Genomic DNA, 21355 nt, shown 5'->3' on the forward strand with positions numbered 1-21355 from the left:
CCACGGCAGCCCACCTGACCATGGAGTCCGTCGGCGTCCGGGGAGGGGGGTTTTCCCTACCCGGGCCCTGGCCGGGCGGTGGCTGTGAGAACCCGCCCGGTGGGGCGTGGCCTGCCGGGTGAGGCGAGCGGGGTGCGGCATCGGGGGCCGCAGGCGGGGTGCGGCGGGTCGGGGAGGCGTGGCCTGCGAGTGCGGTGGCCTGGTCCGGCCTTCGGGGATCTCCGGCCCGGCGGCCTGGTGCGCTGTGGTGGGGCGGGGCCGGCGTGCCATGCGGGCAGGCGGGGGTTCGGCGAAGGCCGTTTCGGTTCGGTCGGGCGGGGTCGGCGGCCCGGTGTGCCGTTTGGGGCAGGCCGGAGGGGGTGGCGCGGGCCGTCTCGGCCCGCGCCGGCCCCTCGTCTAGCGCACGCCCGTGCCGTCGGCCGCGTCGTCGCGGTGGCGCCAGGGCAGTTCCGCCGTGACCGTCGTCGGGCCACCCAGGGGTGACTCCAGGACGAACAGACCGTCGACCGCGTCCAGCCGGTCCGCCAGGCCCTTCATCCCCGTACCGCCGTCGAGGCTCGCGCCGCCGACCCCGTCGTCCCACACCTGGATGAGCAGCCGGGTGTCCGTCCGCCACACCTCCACCGAGGCCGCCTTCGCCCCGCTGTGCTTGCTGACGTTCTGGAGCAGCTCCGAGACGGTGAAGTAGGCGATGCCCTCGATGGCCGCGGCCGGCCGCTCCGGCAGATCGACTGTCACCTTCACCGGCACCGTGCAGCGCGAGGCCACCGACGACAGGGCCGCGTCGAGCCCACGGTCGGTCAGGACCGCCGGGTGGATCCCGCGCGCCAGATCCCGCAGCTCCTGGAGCGCCAGCTTCACCTCACCGTGCGCCTCCTCGACCATCGCCGCCGCCGCGTCGGGATCCTCCAGCACCTTCTCCTTGGCCAGACCGAGCCCCATGGCCAGATTGACCAGCCGGGCCTGTGCCCCGTCGTGCAGATCCCGCTCGATGCGCCGCAGGTCGGCCGCCGCCGTGTCCACCACGACTCCCCGGTCCGACTCCAGCTCGGCGATCCGCCGCTCCAGCTCGTCGGAGGGCGACAGCAGGGCCCGCACCATGGCCCGGTCGGCGTTGGTCAGCCCCCGGGCGATGAACGGCAGCACCGGCCACAGCACGAACAGCGAGGCCAGCGTGACGGTGAACGTGAGGACACCCCACGGCAGCCGGATGAACTCGTAGAGGATCGTGCGCCAGCCCACCGGGTCCTTCAACTGCATCCACAGCCGCTGGAAGAACCCGCCCGCGCCGCGCATCCGCAGCCGGCTCGGCTCGTCCACCCGCACCCCGAGCAGCGCCCTGGCCCGCGCCCGCTCCATCCTGCCCAACTGCCGCGCGCCCATGAGCCCGGCGGCGAGCAGCGGGAACCCGACCACCGTGACGGTCAGCCCGAAACCGGTGAACAGCACCGTCACGACGTAGGTGAAACCGAGCAGCGCCACCGGCAGGTTGGCCAGCAGGTGCGCGATCTCTTTCCAGGTGTGCCGGTCGAAGGCGAGCCGGGCGGGCGGCGGACGGTCGTCCGGCCCGGCGTCCTGCCGGGTCGCCGTCGTGCCCTGGGACGGGATGCGTTGGGTCATATGCGTTAGCGTGCCGGGCGGCGGGCGGCCGCGCCATGAGGTGGGCCGCCAGGATCCACTGAGGAAAACCCCACCCCCCTGTCCCGGGCGGTGACGGGCTGCTTACCCTGCCTTTATCAGGGCCTAGACTCCCGTGCGTACAGATCGTCGAACGGCGGCGTCCTGGTGAGCCGCGGCGTCGCGCAGGATCCAGGTCCGAGATTCAGGGAGCGAGGGACGGACGTGCCGGAACCGACCGTCGTCACCACGACCGTCGTCGCGGCGGACTACTTCCAGTCCTATTCGGTCGTCGGACTGCTCGCCGTGGTGGGGGTGCTGTTCGTCGCCGTCGCCTTCGGGGCCGGCCGCCTGCTGCGACCCGTCGTCCCCACCCCGGAGAAGCTCCTCACGTACGAGTGCGGCGTCGACCCCGTCGGAGAGGGCTGGGCCCACACGCAGGTCCGCTACTACGTGTACGCCTTCCTCTACGCGATCTTCGCCGTCGACTCGATCTTCCTGTTCCCCTGGGCGACCGTCTTCGCCGCCCCCGGCTACGGCGCCGCGACCCTGGTCGAGATGTTCATCTTCCTCGGCTTCCTGGCCGTGGGCCTGCTCTACGCGTACAAGAAGGGCGTCCTGGCATGGACGTGAACCCCTCGGTGTCCGAACCTGTAGCGCTGCCCGAGCCCAAGCGGCTGGGCGCCCTGGCACGCCTCGCCCCCGAGCCGATGAAGGTCGTCCTCAACTGGGGCCGCCGCTACTCGCTCTGGGTCTTCAACTTCGGCCTCGCCTGCTGCGCGATCGAGTTCATCGCCGCGTCGATGGCCCGCCACGACTTCATCCGGCTCGGCGTCATCCCCTTCGCGCCGGGCCCGCGCCAGGCCGACCTGATGGTGGTCTCCGGCACGGTCACGGACAAGATGGCCCCGGCGGTCAAGCGCCTCTACGAGCAGATGCCGGAACCGAAGTACGTCATCTCCTTCGGCGCGTGCAGCAACTGCGGCGGCCCCTACTGGGACTCCTACTCCGTCACCAAGGGCGTCGACCAGATCATCCCCGTCGACGTCTACGTCCCCGGCTGCCCGCCCCGCCCGGAGGCGCTGCTCCAGGGCATCCTCAAGCTCCAGGAGAAGATCGCCCGCGAGTCGCTGGGGGAGCGGTACGGCACCGGCGCCGGCCGTCCGTCCGCAGCGGCCCTGCAAAGCGGTCTGGTGCAGCCGCCCGCCTCCACCGCTGGCACCGACTCGCCGGGGGAGGGACGATGACCGCCGTCGGCTGGCTGCCCGCCGGCGCCGAGGAACTCTTCGGTCCCGACGCCACCGCCGAGGAGTCCTACGAGGTCCTGACGGTCGACGTCCCGCCGGCTGCCTGGATCACCGCCCTCAAGACCGCCCGCGACCGGCTCGCGTGCACCTACTTCGACTGGCTGAGCGCGGTCGACGAACCGGGCACCGGCTTCCTCGTCACCGCCCACGTCGCCGCGCTCTCCCCGGTACGGCGGCTCCTCCTGCGCACGACCGTGCCGCACGACGCCCCCGCCCTGCCCTCGGCGATCGACGTCTACGCGGGCGCGGCCTGGCACGAGCGCGAGACGCACGAGATGTTCGGCATCGTCTTCGAGGGCCACCCGGCGCTGGACCACCTCCTCCTGCCCGAGAACTTCGAGGGCCACCCCCTGCGCAAGGACTTCGTCCTGGCCGCCCGCGTCGCCAAGGCCTGGCCCGGCGCGAAGGAACCGGGCGAGTCGGAACACGGTGGCCCCAAGCGCCGCCAGATGCTCCCGCCCGGCGTCCCCGACCCCAACGAATGGGGTCCCCTCAAGGGCCAGCTCCCCCCTGCCCCCGCCCGCCCGGCCCGCGGCGCGACCCGCACGGCGGCCGACCGCCCGGCCCGGGCCGCAGCCCGCCCGGCCGGAGAACGCCCCCCACGCCGCACCCGCTCGGTGTCGGAGGGCTCGGCGAGCCAGTCCCCGCAGGGGGAGTCGCCCGCCCCTAGCTCTGCGACCCCAGACCATTCAGTCTCCCCGTCGGGTGAGGCGCCTGCCGCGGCTTCGTCCAGCCGTGCTGGTCAGCCCGCGTCCGGCGAGCGGCCCGCCCCCGCTTCGCCCCGGCCGCGCCGCACCCGCTCGGCATCGGAGGGCTCGGCGAGCCAGTCCCCGCAGGGGGAGTCGCCCGCCCCGACCCCGGCGGCCCCGGACCATTCCGTCTCCCCGTCGGGTGAGGCGCCTGCCGCGGGGGCGGCTGGTCGGTCGGCGTCCGGTGAGGCATCTGCTCCGGACTCGGCGAGCCGGCCGACGTCGGGCGAGACGCCTGCCGCAGGGGAAGCCGGTCAGCCCGCGCCTGCTTCGCCCCGGCCGCGCCGTAACCGCACGGCGTCGCAGGGTTCTGCGAGCCAGCAGCCCACGGCCCCGGCAACCTCGGACGCCCCGACGACGTCGGGCACCCCGGCAACCCCCGCAACCTCGGCCACCCCAGCCACACCCGCAACCCCAGCCACACCCGCAGCCCCGGCCACCCCCGCAACCCCGGCCACTCCCGCAACCCCGGCCACCCCCGCACCACCGCCGGCCCCGGCACCCCCGACCCACCGCCCCGCATCGGCAACGCCCGACCCGGAAGTCGGCCCGAGTCGGCGGACCGCGTCCACACCCGGCGACAGCCGGCCCCGCAGCGCCCCGAGCGCCCCGCGCAGCTCGGACGCCCCCTGGCACCACGCCCGCCCGGCCTTCGACGAACCGGCATCCGAACCGTCGCCGGAGACGGACCGACCACCGTCGCCCAAGTCACCGGACGGGCCGGAGATCCCCGAGCCCGCGGACGACGGCGCCAAGCCCGCCAGGACTGCCGACACCCCCGACACCCCGAACACCACCTCCGAGGACCCCGAGGGAGGCCCGCAGTGAACGACGTGCTCGACGTCGCCCTGCGACTCCTGATCGTCTTCGTCGTCTTCCTCACCCTCCCCCTGGTCATCGGCCAGACCGAACACAAGGTGATGGCCCACATGCAGGGCCGCCTCGGCCCCATGTACGCCGGCGGCTTCCACGGCTGGGCCCAGCTGGTCGCCGACGGCGTGAAGTTCGCGCAGAAGGAGGACATCGTCCCCGCGGGCGCCGACCGCCGTGTCTTCCAACTCGCCCCGGCCGTCGCCCTCCTTCCCTACCTCCTCGTCCTGCTGGCGATCCCCGTCGGCCCCGGCGAGGGAGCCGTCGGCCAGGTCATCGACGCGGGCGTCTTCTTCGTGCTGGCCGTCATGGGCGTCGGCGTCCTCGGCTCCCTCATGGCCGGCTGGGCGTCCGCGAACAAGTTCTCCCTGCTCGGCGGCCTGCGCACCGCCGCCCAGCTCCTCGCCTACGAACTGCCGATGCTCCTGACCGCCGCCTCCGTGGCGATGGCCGCCGGCACCGTCTCCCTCCCCGGCATCCTCGACGCCTTCGAGTGGTGGTGGCTGCCCTGGCAGATCGTCGGCGCGATCGTCTTCTTCGTGGCCGGCCTCGCCGAACTCCAGCGCCCGCCCTTCGACATGCCCGTCGCCGACTCCGAGATCATCTTCGGCGCGTACACCGAGTACACCGGCCTCCGCTTCGCCCTCTTCCTCCTCGCCGAGTACGCCGGGATCGTCGTCCTGTGCGGTCTGACCACCGTCCTCTTCCTGGGCGGCTGGCACGGCCCCTGGGGCGCCGACGGCCTCGGCTGGGTCTGGACCCTGCTGAAGACCGCAGTCCTCGCGTTCCTGGTGATCTGGCTGCGCGTGACGTACCCCCGCCTGCGCGAGGACCAACTGCAGAAACTCTCCTGGACCCTCCTCGTGCCCCTCTCCCTCGCTCAGATCGCCCTCACCGGAATCGTCAAGGTGGTGATCCAGTAACCATGGCCCCGATCCCAGGAAGTGGCCTGGCCAAGGGCCTGGCCGTCACCCTCCGCACGATGACGAAGAAGTCCGTCACCGCGCAGTACCCGGACGCCCAGCCCGAGCTGCCGCCCCGCTCCCGCGGTGTGATCGGCCTGTTCGAGGAGAACTGCACGGTCTGCATGCTGTGCGCCCGTGAGTGCCCGGACTGGTGCATCTACATCGACTCCCACAAGGAGACGGTCCCCGCGGCGACCCCGGGCGGACGCGAACGCAGCCGCAACGTCCTCGACCGCTTCGCCATCGACTTCTCCCTGTGCATGTACTGCGGTATCTGCATCGAGGTCTGTCCTTTCGACGCCCTGTTCTGGTCCCCCGAGTTCGAGTACGCCGAGACCGACATCCGCGACCTCACCCACGAGCGCGACAAACTCCGCGAGTGGATGTGGACCGTCCCGGCCCCGCCCGCCCTCGACCCCGGCGCGGAGGAACCGAAGGAACTCGCCGCCGCCCGCAAGGCCGCCGACAAACTGGCCGCCCAGCAGACCCCGCCGGCCACCACACCGCACGCCGACGAGCAGGCCCGCGCCGCCGAGCAGCCCACCCGCCCGCAGGGCGACTCCAAGCAGCAGACCGACCAGCCGAAGCCGGGACGGCAGTCGCCGGGACAGGAGGGCTCGGAATGACCCTCGCCACGACCGCCGCTCTCCTCGCGGCCGGCCCGGCCAACGGGGCCGCCGCCGACACCCGCGGCTTCCTCTCCCCGACCGGCGTCGAGATCGCCTTCCTCCTCGTCGGACTGGTCACCTTCGGAGCCGCGCTCGTCACCGTCACCACCCGCCAACTGGTGCACGCCGCGCTGTGGCTGGTCGTCGCCCTCGGTGGCCTGGCCGTCGAGTACCTCCTGCTCACCGCCGAGTTCATCGCCTGGGTGCAGGTCCTCATCTACGTCGGCTCCGTCGTCGTCCTCCTCCTGTTCGGCCTGATGCTCACCAGGGCCCCCATCGGCCGCTCCCCGGACGCCGACTCGGGCAACCGCTGGGCCGCCCTCACCGTGGCCGTCGCCGCGGCGGCCGCCCTGGTCTGGGTCGTGGTCGACGCCTTCCGCGCGACCTGGATCGACCTGGACGGTCCCGCCGCCGGCTCCACCGAGGTGACCGGCGCGAGCCTCTTCCAGAACTGGGTCCTCCCCTTCGAGGCCCTCTCCGTCCTCCTCCTCGCCGCCCTGGTCGGCGCGATCGTCCTGTCCCGCAAGGCCAAGGCCGAGGCCACCACCCCGGGCGGCGCCGACACCCGGCGCGACACGGAAGGGGCCCGCTGATGCATCTCGCCTATCCCGCCGTGCTCTCCGCCCTCCTCTTCTGCACGGGCCTGTACGGCGTCCTCGCCCGCCGCAACGCGATCCTGGTCCTGATGTCCGTCGAGCTGATGCTCAACGCCGTCAACCTCAACCTGGTCGCCTTCGACGTCTGGCTCAGCAAGACCGCCGAGGAGACCCTGCACTCCGGCCAGGCCCTGACCCTGTTCACCATCGCCATCGCCGCCGCCGAGATCGGCATCGGCCTGGCGATCGTCCTCGCCGTCCACCGCAACCGCGGCACCGCGGACATCGACAAGCTCCGCGACACCGCCGAACGGCACGACCCCGACGGCACCGACGGACCGGGCCACGACGCCCGCACGGCCGGCCCGACCGACGAGGCCCAGAAGGCTGAGGCCACCGCGTGACCACGACCACCCTCGCCGTCCTCGTCCCCCTCCTTCCGTTCCTCGGCGCCGCCGCCGGCCTGCTCCTCGGTCGCACGGCCCCCGGCTTCGTCCGCCCGCTCGCCGTCCTGCCGACGCTCACCTCCCTGGTGCTCGCCGCGCTGGTCGCCTCGCGTCAAGGCGGCGACGCAGCCATCTCCTCGGCCACGGAACTCACCCCCACCGGCTCGGTCCCGATCGAACTGGCCCTGCACATCGACGGCTTCGCCGCCCTCGTCGCCGTCCTGGTCGGCCTCGTCGCCTCCTGTGTGCAGATCTACTCGACGGGCTACCTGCGCGACGACCCGCGCTACCCCTCCTACGCCGCCCTCGTGTCGCTGTTCACCTCCGCGATGCTCCTGGTCGTCTACTCCGGCGACCTGATGGTGCTGCTGGTCGGCTGGGAGGTCATGGGCATCTGCTCCTACTTCCTCGTCGGCCACTACTGGGAGACCCCCGAGGCCCGCGCCGCCTCCCTCAAGGCCTTCCTGGTCACCAAACTCGGCGACGTCCCCTTCCTCATCGGCCTGTTCGCCCTGGCCGGCGACGCCGGGTCCTTCCGCATCACCCGGATCCTCGGCACCGTCGCGAGCGGCGGGCTCGACCACCCGACGCTGATCGCCCTGCTGCTCCTCGCGGGCGTGGCGGGCAAGTCGGCGCAGTTCCCGCTGCATACCTGGCTCCCCGACGCGATGGCGGGCCCGACCCCCGTCTCCGCGCTGATCCACGCCGCGACGATGGTCGCCGCCGGTGTCTACTTCATCGCCCGTCTCCTCCCGGTCTTCGAGGCCTCCCAGGCCGCGATGGTGGTCATGGCCGTCATGGCCGCCGTCACCATGGCCGGCTCGGCCCTCGCCGCACTCGCCCAGGACGACATCAAGCGGGTGCTCGCCTACTCGACGATCGGCCAGCTCGGCTACATGACCGGTGCCCTCGCCGTCGGCGACCGTGGTGCCGCCGTCTTCCACCTCCTGTCGCACGGCGCCTTCAAGGCGCTGCTGTTCCTCGCGGCCGGCGTGATCATCCACGCCGCCGGCACCAACTCGCTGGCCGCCATGTCCCGCATGGGCAACCTGCGCGACCGCGTCCCCGACGCCTACTGGACGATGACCGTGGCGCTGCTCGCGCTCGCCGCGATCCCGCCGTTCAGCGGCTTCTTCTCGAAGGAGGCCGTCCTCGGCGTCGCCGAGCACGTCGTCACCGGACACACCGGGCACGCACCCGCCGCCGCGGGCTGGATCGTCCTCGTCGCCGGTCTGCTCACCGCCGTGCTCACCGCCGCCTACGCGATGCGCCTGTGGCTGCTGGCCTTCCGGGGCCGGGGCGTGGAAGCCCCCGACCACGGACGGCAGCCGCTGACGATGACCGTTGTGCTGTGGGTGCTGGCCGTCCCCTCCCTGGCCCTCGGCGGGTTCGTCTTCCGCCTGCTGCCCGACTGGTTCGACGGCCGCGACCTCGCCCCGACCCTGACCACCTCCGTGCTCGGCACGGGCGTGGCCCTGATCGGCGGCATCGTCACCTACGCCGCCTGGCGGCACACCACCGCGCTCACCGCCCGCGTCCCGCTCGGCGCCGTCGCCGCCCACCCCCAGGGCGACGCCGCCCAGGTCGAGGCCGAAGCCATCGCCGCCCACGAGCCGGCCTACGGGGACATCGCCTACGCGCCGGACCCCGCGGACCCCGGACGGCTGCTGCTCGGCCCCCTGCACCGGCACGCCGCCGCCGGCTTCCACCTGGACGCCCTGTACACGGCCCTCTTCGTCCGCCCGGTCCAGGCCGGCGCGAGCCTCGTCCGGTTCCTCGACCGCGAGGTCGTCGAGACCTACGTCCGCGGTGCGGGTGCGCTGCCCCGCTGGCTCGGCGCCGCCGTACGGCGCGCCCAGACCGGCAACGTCCAGACCTATGTGAGCGCGCTGCTCGCCGGCACCGTCGTCCTCGCGGTGGCCGTCGTCCTCGTCGCCACGGGAGCGTGAGCAGGCGTGATCGATATCAACGAGTCCGTGATGCAGTTCCTTCTGGCATTCGTCGTCGTCGGCCCGCTCCTCGGCGCCGCCGCGGCTCTCCTGCCCGCCCCGCCCGGACTGAAGGGGAAGTCACCCGAGCAGGCCGTGCTCCGGCACGGCGTCACCGTCACGGGCGCGGTCCTCATCGCGGCGATCGTCCTCGCGCTCGGCTTCGACCACGACCAGCCGTCGACGATGCAGGCCAGCACGGACATCAGCTGGATCCCCGCACTCGACGTGCGCATCCACCTCGGCATCGACGGCATCTCCCTCCCCCTTCTGGTCCTGACCGCGCTGCTGACCTTCCTCTGCGCGCTCTACTCGTACTTCAAAATGCCCGAAGGCCCGACTCCGAAGGCCTTCGTCGCCCTGCTGCTCGTCCTCGAGTCCGGCACGCTGGCGACCTTCGCCGTCCTCGACCTGCTGCTGTTCTTCCTTGCCTTCGAGATGGTCCTCATCCCGATGTACTTCCTCATCGCCCGCTGGGGTGGTGAGGGCCGCAGCCAGGCCGCGTGGCGGTTCATCCTCTACACGCTGCTCGGCTCCGTGGTCATGCTGCTCGGCCTGCTCCTGATCGGGATCAAGGCGGGCACGTTCGACATGATGGCACTCGCCACTGACAACGGCCGGTCCCTGACCACATCCGTGCAGGTCATCGCCGTTCTGGCGATCGGTCTCGGGCTCGCCGTGAAGACACCGATGTGGCCGCTGCACAGCTGGCTGCCCGACGCCCACACCGCCGCCCCGACCGTCGGCTCGGTCCTGCTGGCCGGTGTCCTGCTGAAGATGGGTACGTACGGATTCGTCCGGATCCTGCTCCCCATCGCACCGGACGGATTCCGCACCTTCGCACCCTACCTCGCCGCCCTCGCCGTCGTCGGCATCGTCTACGGATCGCTGGCCTGCCTGGCCCTCGCCAGGCAGGGCGCGAAGGGCGACCTCAAGCGGCTCATCGCCTACTCCTCCGTCGGCCACATGGGCTTCGTCCTGCTCGGCATCTCGACGATGACCCCGACCGGCGTGAACGGCGCCCTGTTCGCCAACATCGCCCACGGCCTCATCACCGGCCTGCTGTTCTTCCTGGTCGGAGCGCTGAAGGACCGTACCGGCACCACCGACCTCGACACACTCGCCGAGGAGACCGGCGCCGCCCTGTACGGCAAGGCCCCGCGTCTCGGCGGCCTGCTCGCCTTCGCCGCCGTCGCCTCGCTCGGGCTGCCGGGCCTGGCCGGGTTCTGGGGCGAGATGCTGGCCCTGTTCGGCGCGTTCCAGCCCGCGGAGGGCCTCAGCCGCCCCGCCTTCCTCACCTTCATGGCGATCGGCGCGTTCGGCACCCTGCTCACGGCCGCCTACCTGCTGATCGTGGTCCGCCGCGTCTGCATGGGGGCCCTGCCGCAGGACACCCCCCGGCTCGCCGACGTCCGCTCCTACGAGTTCGCGGCGTGGACGCCGCTCGTCGTCCTCACCGTCGTCGCGGGCCTGTGGCCCAAGGCTCTCCTCGGCCTGAGCGACCCGGCCGTCCAGCAGCTCCTCGCAGGAGGCACCCGATGAGCTCCCCGGCCCCGTCCCTGGCCGCGTCGCTGGTCCAGTCCGTCGACTGGCTCGCGATCGCACCGCCCACCCTCGCGGCGGTCGTCGGACTCGTCGTCCTGGTCGCCGACCTGTTCGTCGCCGAGCACCGCAAGGCCGTGCTCGGCTGGACGTCGGTCGCGGGCCTGGCCGCCGCCACGGCCCTGCTGCTCCCGCTGCTCGACGGCGATCGCGGCACCTTCTGCCTGACCGGCGACGCCACCGTGTGCAGCTACACCGCCGACCGCTTCACCCTGGTCATCCAGTTCCTGGTGCTCGGCGGCGCCCTCCTCGCCGCCCTCCTGTCCGTCACCGCCCTGAAGGACGCCCGCAAGCAGCTCCCCGAAGGCGAGTACTGGTTCCTGCTGCTGTCCTCCGCTGCCGGCGCCGCCCTGCTGCCCGCCTCCCGCGACCTGGCGACCCTGATCGTCGCCCTGGAGGTCGCGTCCCTGCCCGCCTTCGCGCTGGTCGGCCTCAGGTACGGCGACCGGAAGTCCTCCGAGGCGGCCCTGAAGTTCTTCCTGTCCTCGGTCACGGCGACGGCGGTCAGCCTCATGGGCATCAGCTTCGTGTACGCGACCACGGGCACCCTCTACCTCACCCAGGTCGCCGACCGTGTCCGGCACGTCGACGGGCAGTTTCACACCCTCGCGCAGGCCGGCGTCGTCCTCACCCTCGTCGGCTTCGCCTTCAAGACGGCCGCCGTGCCCTTCCACTTCTGGGTGCCCGACACCTACGTCGGCGCGCCCCTGCCGATCGCGGCCTACCTGTCGGTCGTCGGCAAGGCCGTCGGCTTCAGCGGCCTGATCCTCGTCACCGTCGTGGCTCTCCCGTCGTACGCCGACGTCTGGGGCCCCGCCCTGGCGGTCCTGGCCGCGCTCACCATGACGGTGGGCAACGCCGGAGCCCTGCGGCAGCAGGCCACGCGCGCGTACAGCGCGGTACGCCTGCTCGCCTGGTCCTCCGTCGGCCAGGCCGGCTACCTCCTGGTGCCGATCGCCGCCGCGGCCTACTCCGAGGACGCCGAGAAGTCGATCGGCTCCACCGTCGCCTACGCCCTGATGTACGGCGCCGTGAACCTGGGCGCCTTCGCCGTGGCCGCGCTGGTCGGCCGCACGAAGTCCCTCAACCGCGTCACCGACTACCGCGGCCTCTACGCGTCGAGCCCGATGTCCGCGCTGCTCCTGGCGTTCTTCCTGCTCTGCCTCGCCGGGCTTCCGCCGGGCGTCATCGGCCTCTTCGCCAAGGTCACCGTCTTCTCGGCCGCCGTCGACGCCGGCCTCGGCTGGCTGGCCATGATCATGGCCGTCAACGTCGTCGTCGCGCTGTTCTACTACCTCCAGTGGACCGCCCTGCTCTTCCGGGCCCCCGAGGGCGAACCCGGCAAGCATCGTGTCCCCGGCCCGGTCACCGCCGCCATCGCCCTCACCGGCGTCCTCGGCATCGCCCTGTCCGGCGCACCCCAGCTGATCCTGCGCTTCACCGACACCGGCCTCTTCTGAACCGGCCGGGCTTCCCGGAATCCGGCCGCTTACACCGCGCGCGCGTGGGGCACCCGCCCCCACGCGCGCGTGCCGCTTCCCGGCGCCGTCACCCGTACGGCCCACACGCGCCGCCGTGCGCGCCAGGGAACTAGAGCCTCCCGCCTGGCGTTGACCAGTACGGGAGGGTCCACTGGACGTGAAAGCGCGGCCCAGTGGCACCGCAGATTCAGCAAGCAAAGGTCCCCCTGCCGCACCACTTGGAGGGCGCACCGTGCACCGCCGGCACAACGGGCTCAGGACAGCGATCCTCCTCGGAGGACTGTCCGCACTCATCATCGTCATCGGCAGCTTCTTCGGCCGCATGGGGCTCGTCATCGCCGTCGTGGTCGCATTGGCCACCAACGCGTACGCGTACTGGAACAGCGACAAGCTGGCCCTGCGCGCCATGCGCGCCCGCCCGGTGAGCGAGTTCGAGGCCCCCGCGCTCTACCGCATGGTCCGCGAGCTCTCCACCCAGGCCCGCCAGCCGATGCCACGCCTGTACATCTCCCCGACGGAGGCCCCCAACGCCTTCGCCACGGGCCGCAACCCACGCAACGCCGCGGTGTGCTGCACGGACGGCATCCTGCGCCTGCTGGACGAGCGTGAGCTGCGCGGCGTCATCGGCCACGAGCTCAGCCACGTCTACAACCGCGACATCCTCATCTCGTCGGTGGCCGGCGCCCTCGCCTCGGTCATCATGTTCCTGGTCAACTTCGCCTGGCTGATTCCGATCGGGCGCTCGGACGACGACGACGGCCCCGGTCTGCTCGGCATGCTGCTGATCATGCTCCTGGGCCCGCTCGCCGCCTCGCTCATCCAACTGGCCATCAGCCGCTCCCGGGAGTACCAGGCGGACGCCTCGGGCGCCCAGCTCACCGGCGACCCGCTCGCCCTGGCCAGCGCCCTGCGCAAGCTCGAACTGGGCACCAAACAGCTCCCGCTGCCCCCGGAGCCGCGCATCGAGACCGCCAGCCACATGATGATCGCTAACCCGTTCCGGCCCGGCCAGGGCCTCTCCAAGATGTTCTCCACACACCCGCCGATGGCGGAACGCATCGCCCGGCTCGAGAAGATGGCAGGTGGGAACCAGTGAGGACCATACTCAACGTCATATGGCTCGTCCTGAGCGGCTTCTGGCTGTTCCTCGCCTACATGCTCGCGGGCCTGCTTCTGTGCGTCACCATCATCGGCATCCCGTTCGGCATCGCCGCCTTCCGCATCGGCGTCTACGCCCTGTGGCCCTTCGGGTACACGACGGTCGAGCGCCGTGACGCGGGCGCCCCGTCCTGCGTGGGCAACGTGCTGTGGCTGGTGCTCGCGGGCTGGTGGCTCGCCCTCGGCCACATCGCCACCGGCATCGCCCTGTGCGTCACCATCATCGGCATCCCGCTGGGCATCGCCAACTTCAAGCTCATCCCGGTCTCGCTGCTCCCGCTCGGCCGGGACATCGTGCGGACCGACGAGCCGTTCGCGGTGCGCTGACGGACAGGGAGGGACCTCCCTCCTCGTTTTCCACAGGCCGGGCGTTGTCCACAGGTTCGCGTGGCTGTCGGCGACGGCCCGCATGATGAACCCATGACCGCGACCGAGCAGTTGCCGACCCGAGTGACGACCGCCCCCCGACGATTCGGGAGGCGGCCCGCTGAGCCAGGGCCCAACGCCCGGCAGCCGGCCCGCCTTTCGTGCCCAAGGGCTGACCTGTCGCGCCGCATACGGGCCGCTCCGGTGAAAGTCCCCGAGAGACCAGGAGCCTCAGGACAGCCTGGCTGAGAAGGGGACCGGCCCCGCCCTTCACCGCCGTCCGTAGGCCACGGGCCCCGACCACCACCCCGTAGTCCACCCTGCCCCTACCTCCTCCTGCCGGGCCGGGCCTTCACCCACCGCCGCAGGGCGTACGCGAGGGCCCCCACGACCAGCACCCCCGCGCCCACGGCCACCGACACCCCGGGCAGCGAGAACGCCAGCACCGCGCAGCCGACCAGCCCGACCACCGGCACCACCCGCGCCGCCGGTGCCGAAGACAGGGTCCACGCCGACGCGTTGGCCACGGCGTAGTACGCCAGCACGCCGAAGGAGGAGAACCCGATCGCGCCCCGGACGTCCACCGTGGCGGCCAGCACCGCGACCACCGCACCGACGGCCAGCTCTGCCCGGTGCGGCACCTGGAAGCGCGGATGCACCGCCGCCAGGGCCGGCGGCAGATGCCGGTCCCGGGCCATGGCCAGCGTCGTCCGCGACACCCCGAGGATCAGCGCGAGCAGCGACCCCATCGCGGCCACGGCCGCACCGCCCCGCACCACCGGCACGAGCCCGGGCGCCCCGGCCGCCCGGACCGCGTCGGCCAGCGGTGCCGTCGCGTCCCCGAGACCACCCGACCCGAGTACCGAAAGGACCGCCATTGCCACACACGCGTACACCACCAACGTGATGCCCAGCGCCAGCGGGATCGCACGGGGGATGGTCCGCGCCGGATCCCGCACCTCCTCGCCGAGGGTGGCGATCCGGGCGTACCCGGCGAACGCGAAGAACAACAGACCGGCCGCCTGGAGCACCCCGTCCGCACCGCCCGAGGCTCCGACGTCCAGCCGCCCGGCATCCGCCTCACCGGAGGCCAGACACACGACCACCACGGAAGCGAGGACAGCCAGGACCAGCGCCACGATCACCCGCGTCAGCCACGCGGACTTCTGGACACCGCCGTAGTTCACCGCGGTCAGCGCCACCACGGCCCCGACCGCCACCGCGTGCGCCTGCCCCGGCCAGAGGTAGGTGCCGACGGTGAGCGCCATCGCCGCACAGGAAGCCGTCTTCCCGACCACGAACGACCAGCCCGCGAGGTAACCCCAGAACTCCCCGAGCCGCTCCCGCCCGTACACGTACGTGCCGCCCGAGGCCGGATACATCGCGGCGAGGCGGGCCGACGACATGGCGTTGCAGTACGCGACCACGGCGGCGACGGCGAGCCCCACGAGGAGCCCGGAGCCGGCCGCGTGCGCCGCGGGCCCGAGGGCGGCGAAGATCCCGGCTCCCACCATCGAGCCGAGTCCGATGACGACGGCGTCACCCACACCAAGGGTGCGGCGCAGTCCGGAACGGGGTGTTGTCATGCGTCGCACCCTATTGACCGACGCAACCGGCGGGTGGAGCCGAGACGTCATCCCCACCAAGAAGGCGTGAACGCGCGGCAAGGACGCCGCACGCGAGACGCCCGACGTACGACGCTCGGGTCCGGTCCTCGGGGAGCAAGATCACAGGGCCGGGACAGTGCGGGCACAGCGTGAAAGGGCAGGTTCACGGCATGACCGTCATCAGCTGGATCATCCTCGGACTGCTGGCCGGGGCGATCGCGAAGTTCCTGCTTCCGGGACGCGACCCGGGTGGCCTCATCGGCACGACCCTCATCGGTATCGCGGGCGCGTTCATCGGCGGCTGGATATCGTCCCGCTGGATGGACCACCCGATCACCAAGGACTTCTACGACGGCGCGACCTGGGCAGCGGCGATCGGTGGATCCCTCGTCCTCCTGATCGTCTACCGCCTGCTGTTCGGTCACTCACGCGACTGACCGGGCTGTGCAGAGCGCGGCCGGCGAAGGACAAGGGCGGGCACCCGCGGGGGCCCACCCTTCCCCGTAGCCGTGCGGGCGGGAGCCCGGGGCCGGACTACCGGTAGTTCACGAACTGCATCGCGAAGTCGAAGTCCTTGCCCTTCAGCAGGGTGATGACGGCCTGCAGGTCGTCACGGCTCTTGGAGCTGACCCGCAGCTCCTCGCCCTGCACCTGGGCCTTCACGCCCTTGGGGCCCTCGTCGCGGATGGTCTTCGCCACCTTCTTCGCGTTCTCCTGGGAGATGCCCTCCTTGATCGACGAGAAGATCTTGTACTCCTTGCCGGAGAGCTGGGGCTCGCCCGCGTCCAGAGCCTTCAGCGAGATGCCCCGCTTGATCAGCTTGGACTGGAAGACGTCGAGGATGGCCTTCACCCGGTCCTCGGAGTTCGCCTCCATGAGGATCTGCTCACCGGACCACGAGATCGAGGCGCCCACGCCCTTGAAGTCGTAGCGCTGCGAGATCTCCTTGGCGGCCTGGTTGAGTGCGTTGTCGACCTCCTGCCGCTCGACCTTCGAGACGATGTCGAAACTGGAGTCGGCCATGTCCTGTGGCTCCTTGTATCGGGGTGCGTATCGTGCGTACCGGCGTATGGGGGCGGCCACAGGGCCCGTTCGGGTCCGGGGCCGCATCCGGACCAGCCTAGCCACCCCCAGCCCTGCGAGCGCCGATCAATCGGGTGGCGAAGCACCCCTCGGCATCAGGTATTGTTTACGTCGTTGCCACGGAGCGCCGCCGAAAAGCGGCGTGACGAGCAGCCACCCCGGCGGTGTGCCCGAGCGGCCAAAGGGAGCAGACTGTAAATCTGCCGGCTCAGCCTTCCCAGGTTCGAATCCTGGCGCCGCCACACTGGGGAAGACCCCCTCCGATCAGGTCCTGACCTGATCGGAGGGGGTTTTTCGTTGGCCGGTGACCGTGGCGCCGCGTACTGCCCGGTCAGGGCGGACGGCATGAACCCGTCAGATAGGCTGCCGCCTCTTCCAACGGCATCCTCCTGATGAGGTGTGAATGAAAACAGGCAGACGAACCGTCGCGGTGCTCACGCTCGTGGGGGCGCTGGGCCTTCCGGTGCTGAACGCGCCGGCCGCTCAGGCGGCGGACACCGGCATCAAGGTGTCGGACATCGTCGTCAACAAGGGCAAGCCCATCGTCGTCGGGACGTCGAAGGAGGTGGAGCCGTCGATCAGCTTCAACATCGCGCTGCCCTCCGGCTACACCACCGCCGACCCCTCCCGCTACGACGCGTACCCCTTCCTCTACCGCGGCAGCATCAACACGGCCGCCGACACGGGGGAGAACTTCATCGGGCCGGGCGTCTACACCTGCTACGAGATCGACTCCAAGCACGCTCGCTGCGAGGGCAGCCTCTACATCGACCCGCACCCGAGCCAGGAGCACGTCGACTCCAACAGTGACGCCACGACCTGGAAGGTGGGCGTCTCGCTGAAGCTGTGGAAGGCCGACGGCGGCCTGAAGACCGGGGAGCTGGAGACGCGGTCCACGACCGCCCAGCTCAAGCGCGCGGCCAAGGCCACCACCGACGCCTCACCCGAGCCGGTCACCAAGGGCAAGACGATCACCGTCACGGGCAAGCTGACCCGCGCCAACTGGAGCACCAAGAGGTACGACGCCTACAGCGGCCGTACGGTCAGCCTCCAGTTCCGCGCCAAGGGCACCGACACCTACAAGACGGTCAAGAAGGCCACGACCAGCAGCACCGGGGGCATGAAAACCACGGTCACCGCCTCGGTGGACGGTTACTACCGCTGGGTGTACTTCGGCAATTCCACCACGGGCGTCGCCACCAGTACGGCCGACTACGTCGACGTGCGCTGACACCCTCACCACGAAAAGCCCCCTTTCGCCTGCGGACGCAGGCGAAAGGGGGCTTTTCGTTTCCGCCGCCGCTCCGGCACGGAACACAGACAACAGAGAAAGGAGAAGACGAAGAAGACAAGGCGCAGAAGACAAGGCGAAGACGCGACGAAGACAAGACGGAAAAGACGAGAGAAGAAGAGGGAGACGATGACGGGGACGTCGACAGCCACGCTCGCCCTGGGGGCCGCTCTGCTCGTCGGCTGGGCCGGGCCACCCGTGCCGATGCCGCCGCCCTATCGTGAGGCACCCTCGTCGCTCCTGCCGCCGCCCGGGCCGGCCCGACCCCGGGGCACGACCACCGACACCCGCCCGAGCCCGGTCCGTGACGATCTGGCGGCCAGGGTCGTCGACGCCGTCAACAAGCAGCGCTCGCAGGCCGACTGCGGGCCCGTGCGGCTGCGCAGCTCCCTCAACCGTGCCGCCCAGAGGCACAGCGCCGACATGGCCCGCAGGCAGCGTCTCACCCACACCGGAAGCGACGGCAGCAGTCCGGCCGCGCGGATGCGGGACGCCGGTTACCACCCCGGTCACATCGCCGAGAACATCGCCGCCGGTCCCGGCACACCCGAGGCCGCCGTCCGTGTCTGGATCGACAGCCCCGAGCACCGGGCCATCATCCTGACCTGCCGTTACATCCACGCCGGGGTGGGTGTCGCGCAGGGCTCCGGCGGGCCTTGGTGGACGCTGGACCTGGCCACCGGCTACTGAACCGGCCGGCCCTCCGTCATTCCCCGCCGGCCCTCCGCCATTTCCCGACTCCGGAAATGGAAAGGGCAAGGAGTCGGTCGCTCCTTGCCACTTTCAACGTATAGCGCATGGGGGGCCTTGCGGCAAGGCCCCCGTCGTGCCGCAGAATCTTCCGCCGGAAGAGGAAAAACGACGCGAAATACGGGGGATCCTTTGATTGATGTGATCATTGCCGGCGGTGGCCCGACCGGGATGATGCTGGCCGGGGAGCTCCGGCTGCACGGCGTGCGGGTCGTGGTGCTGGAGAAGGAGGCCGAGCCAGCCGCGTACGTGCGCGCGCTCGGCCTGCACGTGCGCAGCATCGAGGTGCTGGACCAGCGCGGCCTGCTGGACCGTTTCCTCGCCGAAGGCAAGAAGCACCACCACATCGGCGGCTTCGCCGGCATCGCCAAACCGTCACCCGGCCGGCTGGACACCACGCACGGGTATGTCCTCGGCATCCCGCAGCCCGTCACGGACCGGCTCCTGGCCGAGCACGCCGCCGAGCTCGGCGCCGAGATCCGGCGCGGCGAGGCGCTGGTCGGGCTGAGCCAGGACGGCGACGGTGTGACCGCCGAGCTGGCCGACGGCACGCGGCTGCGCGCCCGCTACCTCGTCGGCTGCGACGGCGGCCGCAGCACGGTGCGCAAGCTGCTCGGCGTCGGTTTCCCCGGCGAGCCCTCCAGGGTCGAGACGCTGCTGGGCGAGATGGAGCTGACCGCGCCCCCCGAGGAGCTGGCGGCCGTGATGGCCGAAGTGCGCAAGACCCACTTCCGGTTCGGCGCCATGCCGGTCCGGGACGGGGTGTACCGCGTCCTCGTGCCGGCCGAGGGCGTGGCAGCCGACCGCACTGTCGCGCCGACCCTGGAGGAGTTCAAGCAGCAGCTGCGCACGTACTCCGGTACCGACTTCGGCGTGCACTCCCCGCGTTGGCTCTCCCGCTTCGGTGACGCCACCAGGCTGGCCGAGCGCTTCCGGGTCGACCGGGTCCTGCTGGCCGGTGACGCCGCGCACATCCATCCGCCGACCGGCGGCCAGGGCCTCAACCTCGGCGTCCAGGACGCGTTCAACCTCGGCTGGAAGCTGGCCGCCGAACTGCGCGGCTGGGCACCGCCGGGACTGCTGGACAGCTACCACGCCGAACGCCACCCGGTGGCCGCCGCCGTGCTGGACAACACCCGGGCGCAGATGCACCTGTTGTCGCCCGAGCCGGGTCCGCAGGCGGTGCGCCGTCTGCTGGCGGAACTGATGGACTTCGAGGAGGTGAACCTGTACCTGACCGAGAAGACCACCGCCATCGCCGTCCGCTACGACTTCGGTGAGGGCCACGAACTGCTCGGACGGCGGCTGCGGGACCTGCGGCTGAAGGAGGGCCGCCTCTACGAGCGGATGCGCGGTGGCCGCGGGCTGCTGCTCGACCAGACCGGCGCCCGGCGGGCCGGCGGCGGCGGGCTTTCGGTGGCGGGCTGGGCGGACCGGGTCGACCACGTCGTCGACGTCAGCGAGGAACTCGACGTGCCCGCGGTGCTGCTGCGACCGGACGGTCACGTGGCCTGGGCCGGTGAGGACCAGCGGGAACTGCTCGAGGTACTGCCGAAGTGGTTCGGAGCGCCGACCGGCTGAGAGGGCCCGGTGCGGGCCGGTGGGGTGGGGTGTGACGGCGCCTCGACCTGCGCATCGTTCGGCAAAGCGCTGGTCCGCGCGGCCGCCTCACACGCCCCACCCGGCGGTGGCCCACCGGATCGTGCGGAACTCGCCCGGCGTGGCCCACGGGAGGACCCCGCCGGACCCGTCCGGTGGACACCGGAGGCGGAGGCGAAACGGGCAGCTCCGCCGAGGCAGGGGCACGGCACGGCCGCTCGCGCGGCACACTGGCCCCATGTCCTCCCGCCGCAGGATCTGCCCCGAGTGCCGCCGCGAGATCGCCGTCGTCGCCGGGCGCTACGCGCGCCACGACCCGCCCGGTGCCCGCGAGCACTGCGAACTCACCTCATGCCCGGGCTCCCGCCGCCAGGCCCGCCCGGGCCCGGAGCAACCGTCCCTGGACGGCTACACGGTCCCGGACTTCCCCGGCCAACTGCCCTTGTTCTGAGGCCCGCCGGCTCTCGCCGCCCGACTGCCCCTGTCGTGAGGCCCGCCGGCTCCCGCCGCCGTGAACCTCAGTTCCCGGCCACCGACTTCACCGCCACGGACACCGGCACCGGACCGCTGATCAGCTCCAGCGTGAGCCCGGCCGTCGCCGAGGTGTCCACCAGCTCCGCCAGCACGGCGGCCACGTCGTCGCGCGGGATCGGGCCGCGGCCCGTGCGCGCCTCCAGCCGGACGAGACCGGTGCCGGCGTCGTCGGTGAGCTGCCCGGGGCGCAGAATCGTCCAGTCCAGGGCGTCCAGTCCCCGCACGTAGGCGTCCGCCTCGCCCTTGGCGCGCAGGTACACGTCGAAGATCTCGTCGCCCTGGTGACGCGGGTCGGCGCCCATGGACGACACGATCACGAAGCGCCGTACGCCCGCCTTCACCGCCGCGTCCGCGAAGAGGACCGCCGCGGCCTTGTCCACCGTGTCCTTGCGGGACGCCCCACTGCCCGGGCCCGCGCCCGCCGCGAAGACCGCGGCGTCGGCACCCCTCAGCCGCTCCGCGACCTCGTCCACGGACGCCGACTCCAGGTCGAGCACGACCGGTTCGGCACCGGCCTGCCGCAGGTCGTCGGCCTGTTCGGCCTTGCGGATGATGCCCGCCACCTCGTCCCCGCGCGCGGCGAGCAACCGCTCCAGCCGCAACGCGATCTGACCATGACCACCAGCGATGACAATGCGCATGCCTTCGACCGTACGCCTGGACAGCACCGTCCGCCGC

The 21355-nt window shown here is 71.7% G+C and carries 21 protein-coding genes and 1 tRNA gene; 18 read left to right on the forward strand and 4 right to left on the reverse strand.

Annotated features, from left to right (window positions below; genetic code table 11):
* Positions 1–396: 396 nt before the first annotated feature.
* On the reverse strand, positions 397–1620 hold the full coding sequence (locus AB0I06_RS24710) for a sensor domain-containing protein (protein WP_363121021.1): 1224 nt from the start codon (positions 1618–1620) through the stop codon (positions 397–399).
* A 222-nt stretch (positions 1621–1842) separates the two neighbouring features.
* On the opposite strand from AB0I06_RS24710, the gene AB0I06_RS24715 reads away from it, so the two are divergent.
* The 12 genes from AB0I06_RS24715 to AB0I06_RS24770 all read left to right on the forward strand — a co-directional run bounded on the left by AB0I06_RS24715 (position 1843) and on the right by AB0I06_RS24770 (position 13774).
* A complete protein-coding gene (locus AB0I06_RS24715; RefSeq protein ID WP_363121022.1) occupies positions 1843–2250 on the forward strand; it encodes an NADH-quinone oxidoreductase subunit A in 408 nt (135 codons plus the stop codon).
* Positions 2241–2864, forward strand: coding sequence for an NADH-quinone oxidoreductase subunit B family protein (locus AB0I06_RS24720; RefSeq protein ID WP_363121023.1), 624 nt, complete (start codon positions 2241–2243; stop codon positions 2862–2864). The genes AB0I06_RS24715 and AB0I06_RS24720 overlap by 10 nt, the downstream gene beginning before the upstream one ends.
* Positions 2861–4501 carry an NADH-quinone oxidoreductase subunit C gene (locus AB0I06_RS24725; RefSeq protein ID WP_363121024.1) on the forward strand — a complete coding sequence of 547 codons (1641 nt, stop codon included), beginning with the start codon at positions 2861–2863 and terminating at the stop codon, positions 4499–4501. The genes AB0I06_RS24720 and AB0I06_RS24725 overlap by 4 nt, the downstream gene beginning before the upstream one ends.
* Positions 4498–5466 carry a complex I subunit 1 family protein gene (locus AB0I06_RS24730; RefSeq protein WP_363121025.1) on the forward strand — a complete coding sequence of 323 codons (969 nt, stop codon included), beginning with the start codon at positions 4498–4500 and terminating at the stop codon, positions 5464–5466. Before AB0I06_RS24725 ends, AB0I06_RS24730 begins: the two co-directional genes overlap by 4 nt.
* 2 nt (positions 5467–5468) lie before the next feature.
* On the forward strand, positions 5469–6134 hold the full coding sequence (locus tag AB0I06_RS24735) for a 4Fe-4S binding protein (protein WP_363121026.1): 666 nt from the start codon (positions 5469–5471) through the stop codon (positions 6132–6134).
* Positions 6131–6769 carry an NADH-quinone oxidoreductase subunit J gene (locus AB0I06_RS24740; protein WP_363121027.1) on the forward strand — a complete coding sequence of 213 codons (639 nt, stop codon included), beginning with the start codon at positions 6131–6133 and terminating at the stop codon, positions 6767–6769. The genes AB0I06_RS24735 and AB0I06_RS24740 overlap by 4 nt, the downstream gene beginning before the upstream one ends.
* On the forward strand, positions 6769–7176 hold the full coding sequence (gene nuoK / locus AB0I06_RS24745; RefSeq protein ID WP_363121028.1) for an NADH-quinone oxidoreductase subunit NuoK: 408 nt from the start codon (positions 6769–6771) through the stop codon (positions 7174–7176). Before AB0I06_RS24740 ends, nuoK begins: the two co-directional genes overlap by 1 nt.
* A complete protein-coding gene (locus AB0I06_RS24750; protein ID WP_363121029.1) occupies positions 7173–9167 on the forward strand; it encodes an NADH-quinone oxidoreductase subunit L in 1995 nt (664 codons plus the stop codon). The genes nuoK and AB0I06_RS24750 overlap by 4 nt, the downstream gene beginning before the upstream one ends.
* A 6-nt stretch (positions 9168–9173) precedes the next feature.
* Positions 9174–10748: an NADH-quinone oxidoreductase subunit M gene (locus tag AB0I06_RS24755; RefSeq protein ID WP_363121030.1), complete on the forward strand. Its 1575-nt coding sequence runs from the start codon at positions 9174–9176 to the stop codon at positions 10746–10748.
* Positions 10745–12268, forward strand: coding sequence for an NADH-quinone oxidoreductase subunit N (locus AB0I06_RS24760; protein ID WP_363121031.1), 1524 nt, complete (start codon positions 10745–10747; stop codon positions 12266–12268). Before AB0I06_RS24755 ends, AB0I06_RS24760 begins: the two co-directional genes overlap by 4 nt.
* A 253-nt stretch (positions 12269–12521) precedes the next feature.
* A complete protein-coding gene (gene htpX / locus AB0I06_RS24765; protein WP_363121032.1) occupies positions 12522–13385 on the forward strand; it encodes a zinc metalloprotease HtpX in 864 nt (287 codons plus the stop codon).
* Positions 13382–13774, forward strand: a complete 393-nt coding sequence (locus tag AB0I06_RS24770; RefSeq protein WP_363121033.1) for a YccF domain-containing protein — start codon at positions 13382–13384, stop codon at positions 13772–13774. Before htpX ends, AB0I06_RS24770 begins: the two co-directional genes overlap by 4 nt.
* 365 nt (positions 13775–14139) lie before the next feature.
* Here AB0I06_RS24770 and AB0I06_RS24775 read toward each other — a convergent pair whose 3' ends face one another.
* The gene (locus AB0I06_RS24775; RefSeq protein ID WP_363121034.1) at positions 14140–15399 is read right to left on the reverse strand and encodes an APC family permease; all 1260 of its coding nucleotides are present in this window, start codon (positions 15397–15399) and stop codon (positions 14140–14142) included.
* A 191-nt stretch (positions 15400–15590) separates the two neighbouring features.
* Here AB0I06_RS24775 and AB0I06_RS24780 point away from each other — a divergent pair, with 191 nt between their 5' ends.
* A complete protein-coding gene (locus AB0I06_RS24780; RefSeq protein ID WP_363121035.1) occupies positions 15591–15857 on the forward strand; it encodes a GlsB/YeaQ/YmgE family stress response membrane protein in 267 nt (88 codons plus the stop codon).
* A gap of 97 nt (positions 15858–15954) precedes the next feature.
* On the opposite strand, the gene AB0I06_RS24785 is transcribed toward AB0I06_RS24780, so the two are convergent.
* Positions 15955–16443, reverse strand: coding sequence for a YajQ family cyclic di-GMP-binding protein (locus tag AB0I06_RS24785; RefSeq protein WP_033309004.1), 489 nt, complete (start codon positions 16441–16443; stop codon positions 15955–15957).
* A 220-nt stretch (positions 16444–16663) separates the two neighbouring features.
* Between AB0I06_RS24785 and AB0I06_RS24790 the strand changes: the two genes are divergently transcribed.
* The 5 genes from AB0I06_RS24790 to AB0I06_RS24810 all read left to right on the forward strand — a co-directional run bounded on the left by AB0I06_RS24790 (position 16664) and on the right by AB0I06_RS24810 (position 20594).
* A tRNA-Tyr gene (locus AB0I06_RS24790) sits at positions 16664–16745 on the forward strand.
* Between the two features lie 161 nt (positions 16746–16906).
* Complete coding sequence (locus AB0I06_RS24795) at positions 16907–17734, forward strand: hypothetical protein (RefSeq protein WP_363121036.1); 828 nt, start codon at positions 16907–16909, stop codon at positions 17732–17734.
* A gap of 189 nt (positions 17735–17923) precedes the next feature.
* Positions 17924–18484, forward strand: coding sequence for a CAP domain-containing protein (locus AB0I06_RS24800; RefSeq protein WP_363121037.1), 561 nt, complete (start codon positions 17924–17926; stop codon positions 18482–18484).
* A gap of 192 nt (positions 18485–18676) precedes the next feature.
* Positions 18677–20125 carry a rifampin monooxygenase gene (gene rox / locus AB0I06_RS24805; protein ID WP_363121038.1) on the forward strand — a complete coding sequence of 483 codons (1449 nt, stop codon included), beginning with the start codon at positions 18677–18679 and terminating at the stop codon, positions 20123–20125.
* A gap of 256 nt (positions 20126–20381) precedes the next feature.
* Positions 20382–20594 carry a hypothetical protein gene (locus tag AB0I06_RS24810; RefSeq protein ID WP_363121039.1) on the forward strand — a complete coding sequence of 71 codons (213 nt, stop codon included), beginning with the start codon at positions 20382–20384 and terminating at the stop codon, positions 20592–20594.
* A gap of 67 nt (positions 20595–20661) precedes the next feature.
* On the opposite strand, the gene AB0I06_RS24815 is transcribed toward AB0I06_RS24810, so the two are convergent.
* Positions 20662–21318, reverse strand: coding sequence for an NAD(P)H-binding protein (locus AB0I06_RS24815; RefSeq protein ID WP_363121040.1), 657 nt, complete (start codon positions 21316–21318; stop codon positions 20662–20664).
* Positions 21319–21355 lie beyond the last annotated feature (37 nt).

The organism is Streptomyces sp. NPDC050674 (genome assembly GCF_040654575.1).
GTDB lineage: Bacteria > Actinomycetota > Actinomycetes > Streptomycetales > Streptomycetaceae > Streptomyces.

What these genes read in the sequence shown, in the direction of transcription:
- nuoK (WP_363121028.1), top strand. Translation starts at nt 6,769, where the DNA reads ATGCATCTCGCCTATCCCGCCGTGCTCTCCGCCCTCCTCTTCTGCACG.
- AB0I06_RS24795 (WP_363121036.1), top strand. Translation starts at nt 16,907, where the DNA reads ATGAAAACAGGCAGACGAACCGTCGCGGTGCTCACGCTCGTGGGGGCG.
- AB0I06_RS24785 (WP_033309004.1), bottom strand. Translation starts at nt 16,443, where the DNA reads ATGGCCGACTCCAGTTTCGACATCGTCTCGAAGGTCGAGCGGCAGGAG.
- AB0I06_RS24760 (WP_363121031.1), top strand. Translation starts at nt 10,745, where the DNA reads ATGAGCTCCCCGGCCCCGTCCCTGGCCGCGTCGCTGGTCCAGTCCGTC.
- AB0I06_RS24735 (WP_363121026.1), top strand. Translation starts at nt 5,469, where the DNA reads ATGGCCCCGATCCCAGGAAGTGGCCTGGCCAAGGGCCTGGCCGTCACC.
- AB0I06_RS24720 (WP_363121023.1), top strand. Translation starts at nt 2,241, where the DNA reads ATGGACGTGAACCCCTCGGTGTCCGAACCTGTAGCGCTGCCCGAGCCC.
- AB0I06_RS24725 (WP_363121024.1), top strand. Translation starts at nt 2,861, where the DNA reads ATGACCGCCGTCGGCTGGCTGCCCGCCGGCGCCGAGGAACTCTTCGGT.
- AB0I06_RS24710 (WP_363121021.1), bottom strand. Translation starts at nt 1,620, where the DNA reads ATGACCCAACGCATCCCGTCCCAGGGCACGACGGCGACCCGGCAGGAC.
- AB0I06_RS24775 (WP_363121034.1), bottom strand. Translation starts at nt 15,399, where the DNA reads ATGACAACACCCCGTTCCGGACTGCGCCGCACCCTTGGTGTGGGTGAC.
- AB0I06_RS24780 (WP_363121035.1), top strand. Translation starts at nt 15,591, where the DNA reads ATGACCGTCATCAGCTGGATCATCCTCGGACTGCTGGCCGGGGCGATC.
- AB0I06_RS24815 (WP_363121040.1), bottom strand. Translation starts at nt 21,318, where the DNA reads ATGCGCATTGTCATCGCTGGTGGTCATGGTCAGATCGCGTTGCGGCTG.
- AB0I06_RS24800 (WP_363121037.1), top strand. Translation starts at nt 17,924, where the DNA reads ATGACGGGGACGTCGACAGCCACGCTCGCCCTGGGGGCCGCTCTGCTC.
- AB0I06_RS24810 (WP_363121039.1), top strand. Translation starts at nt 20,382, where the DNA reads ATGTCCTCCCGCCGCAGGATCTGCCCCGAGTGCCGCCGCGAGATCGCC.
- AB0I06_RS24740 (WP_363121027.1), top strand. Translation starts at nt 6,131, where the DNA reads ATGACCCTCGCCACGACCGCCGCTCTCCTCGCGGCCGGCCCGGCCAAC.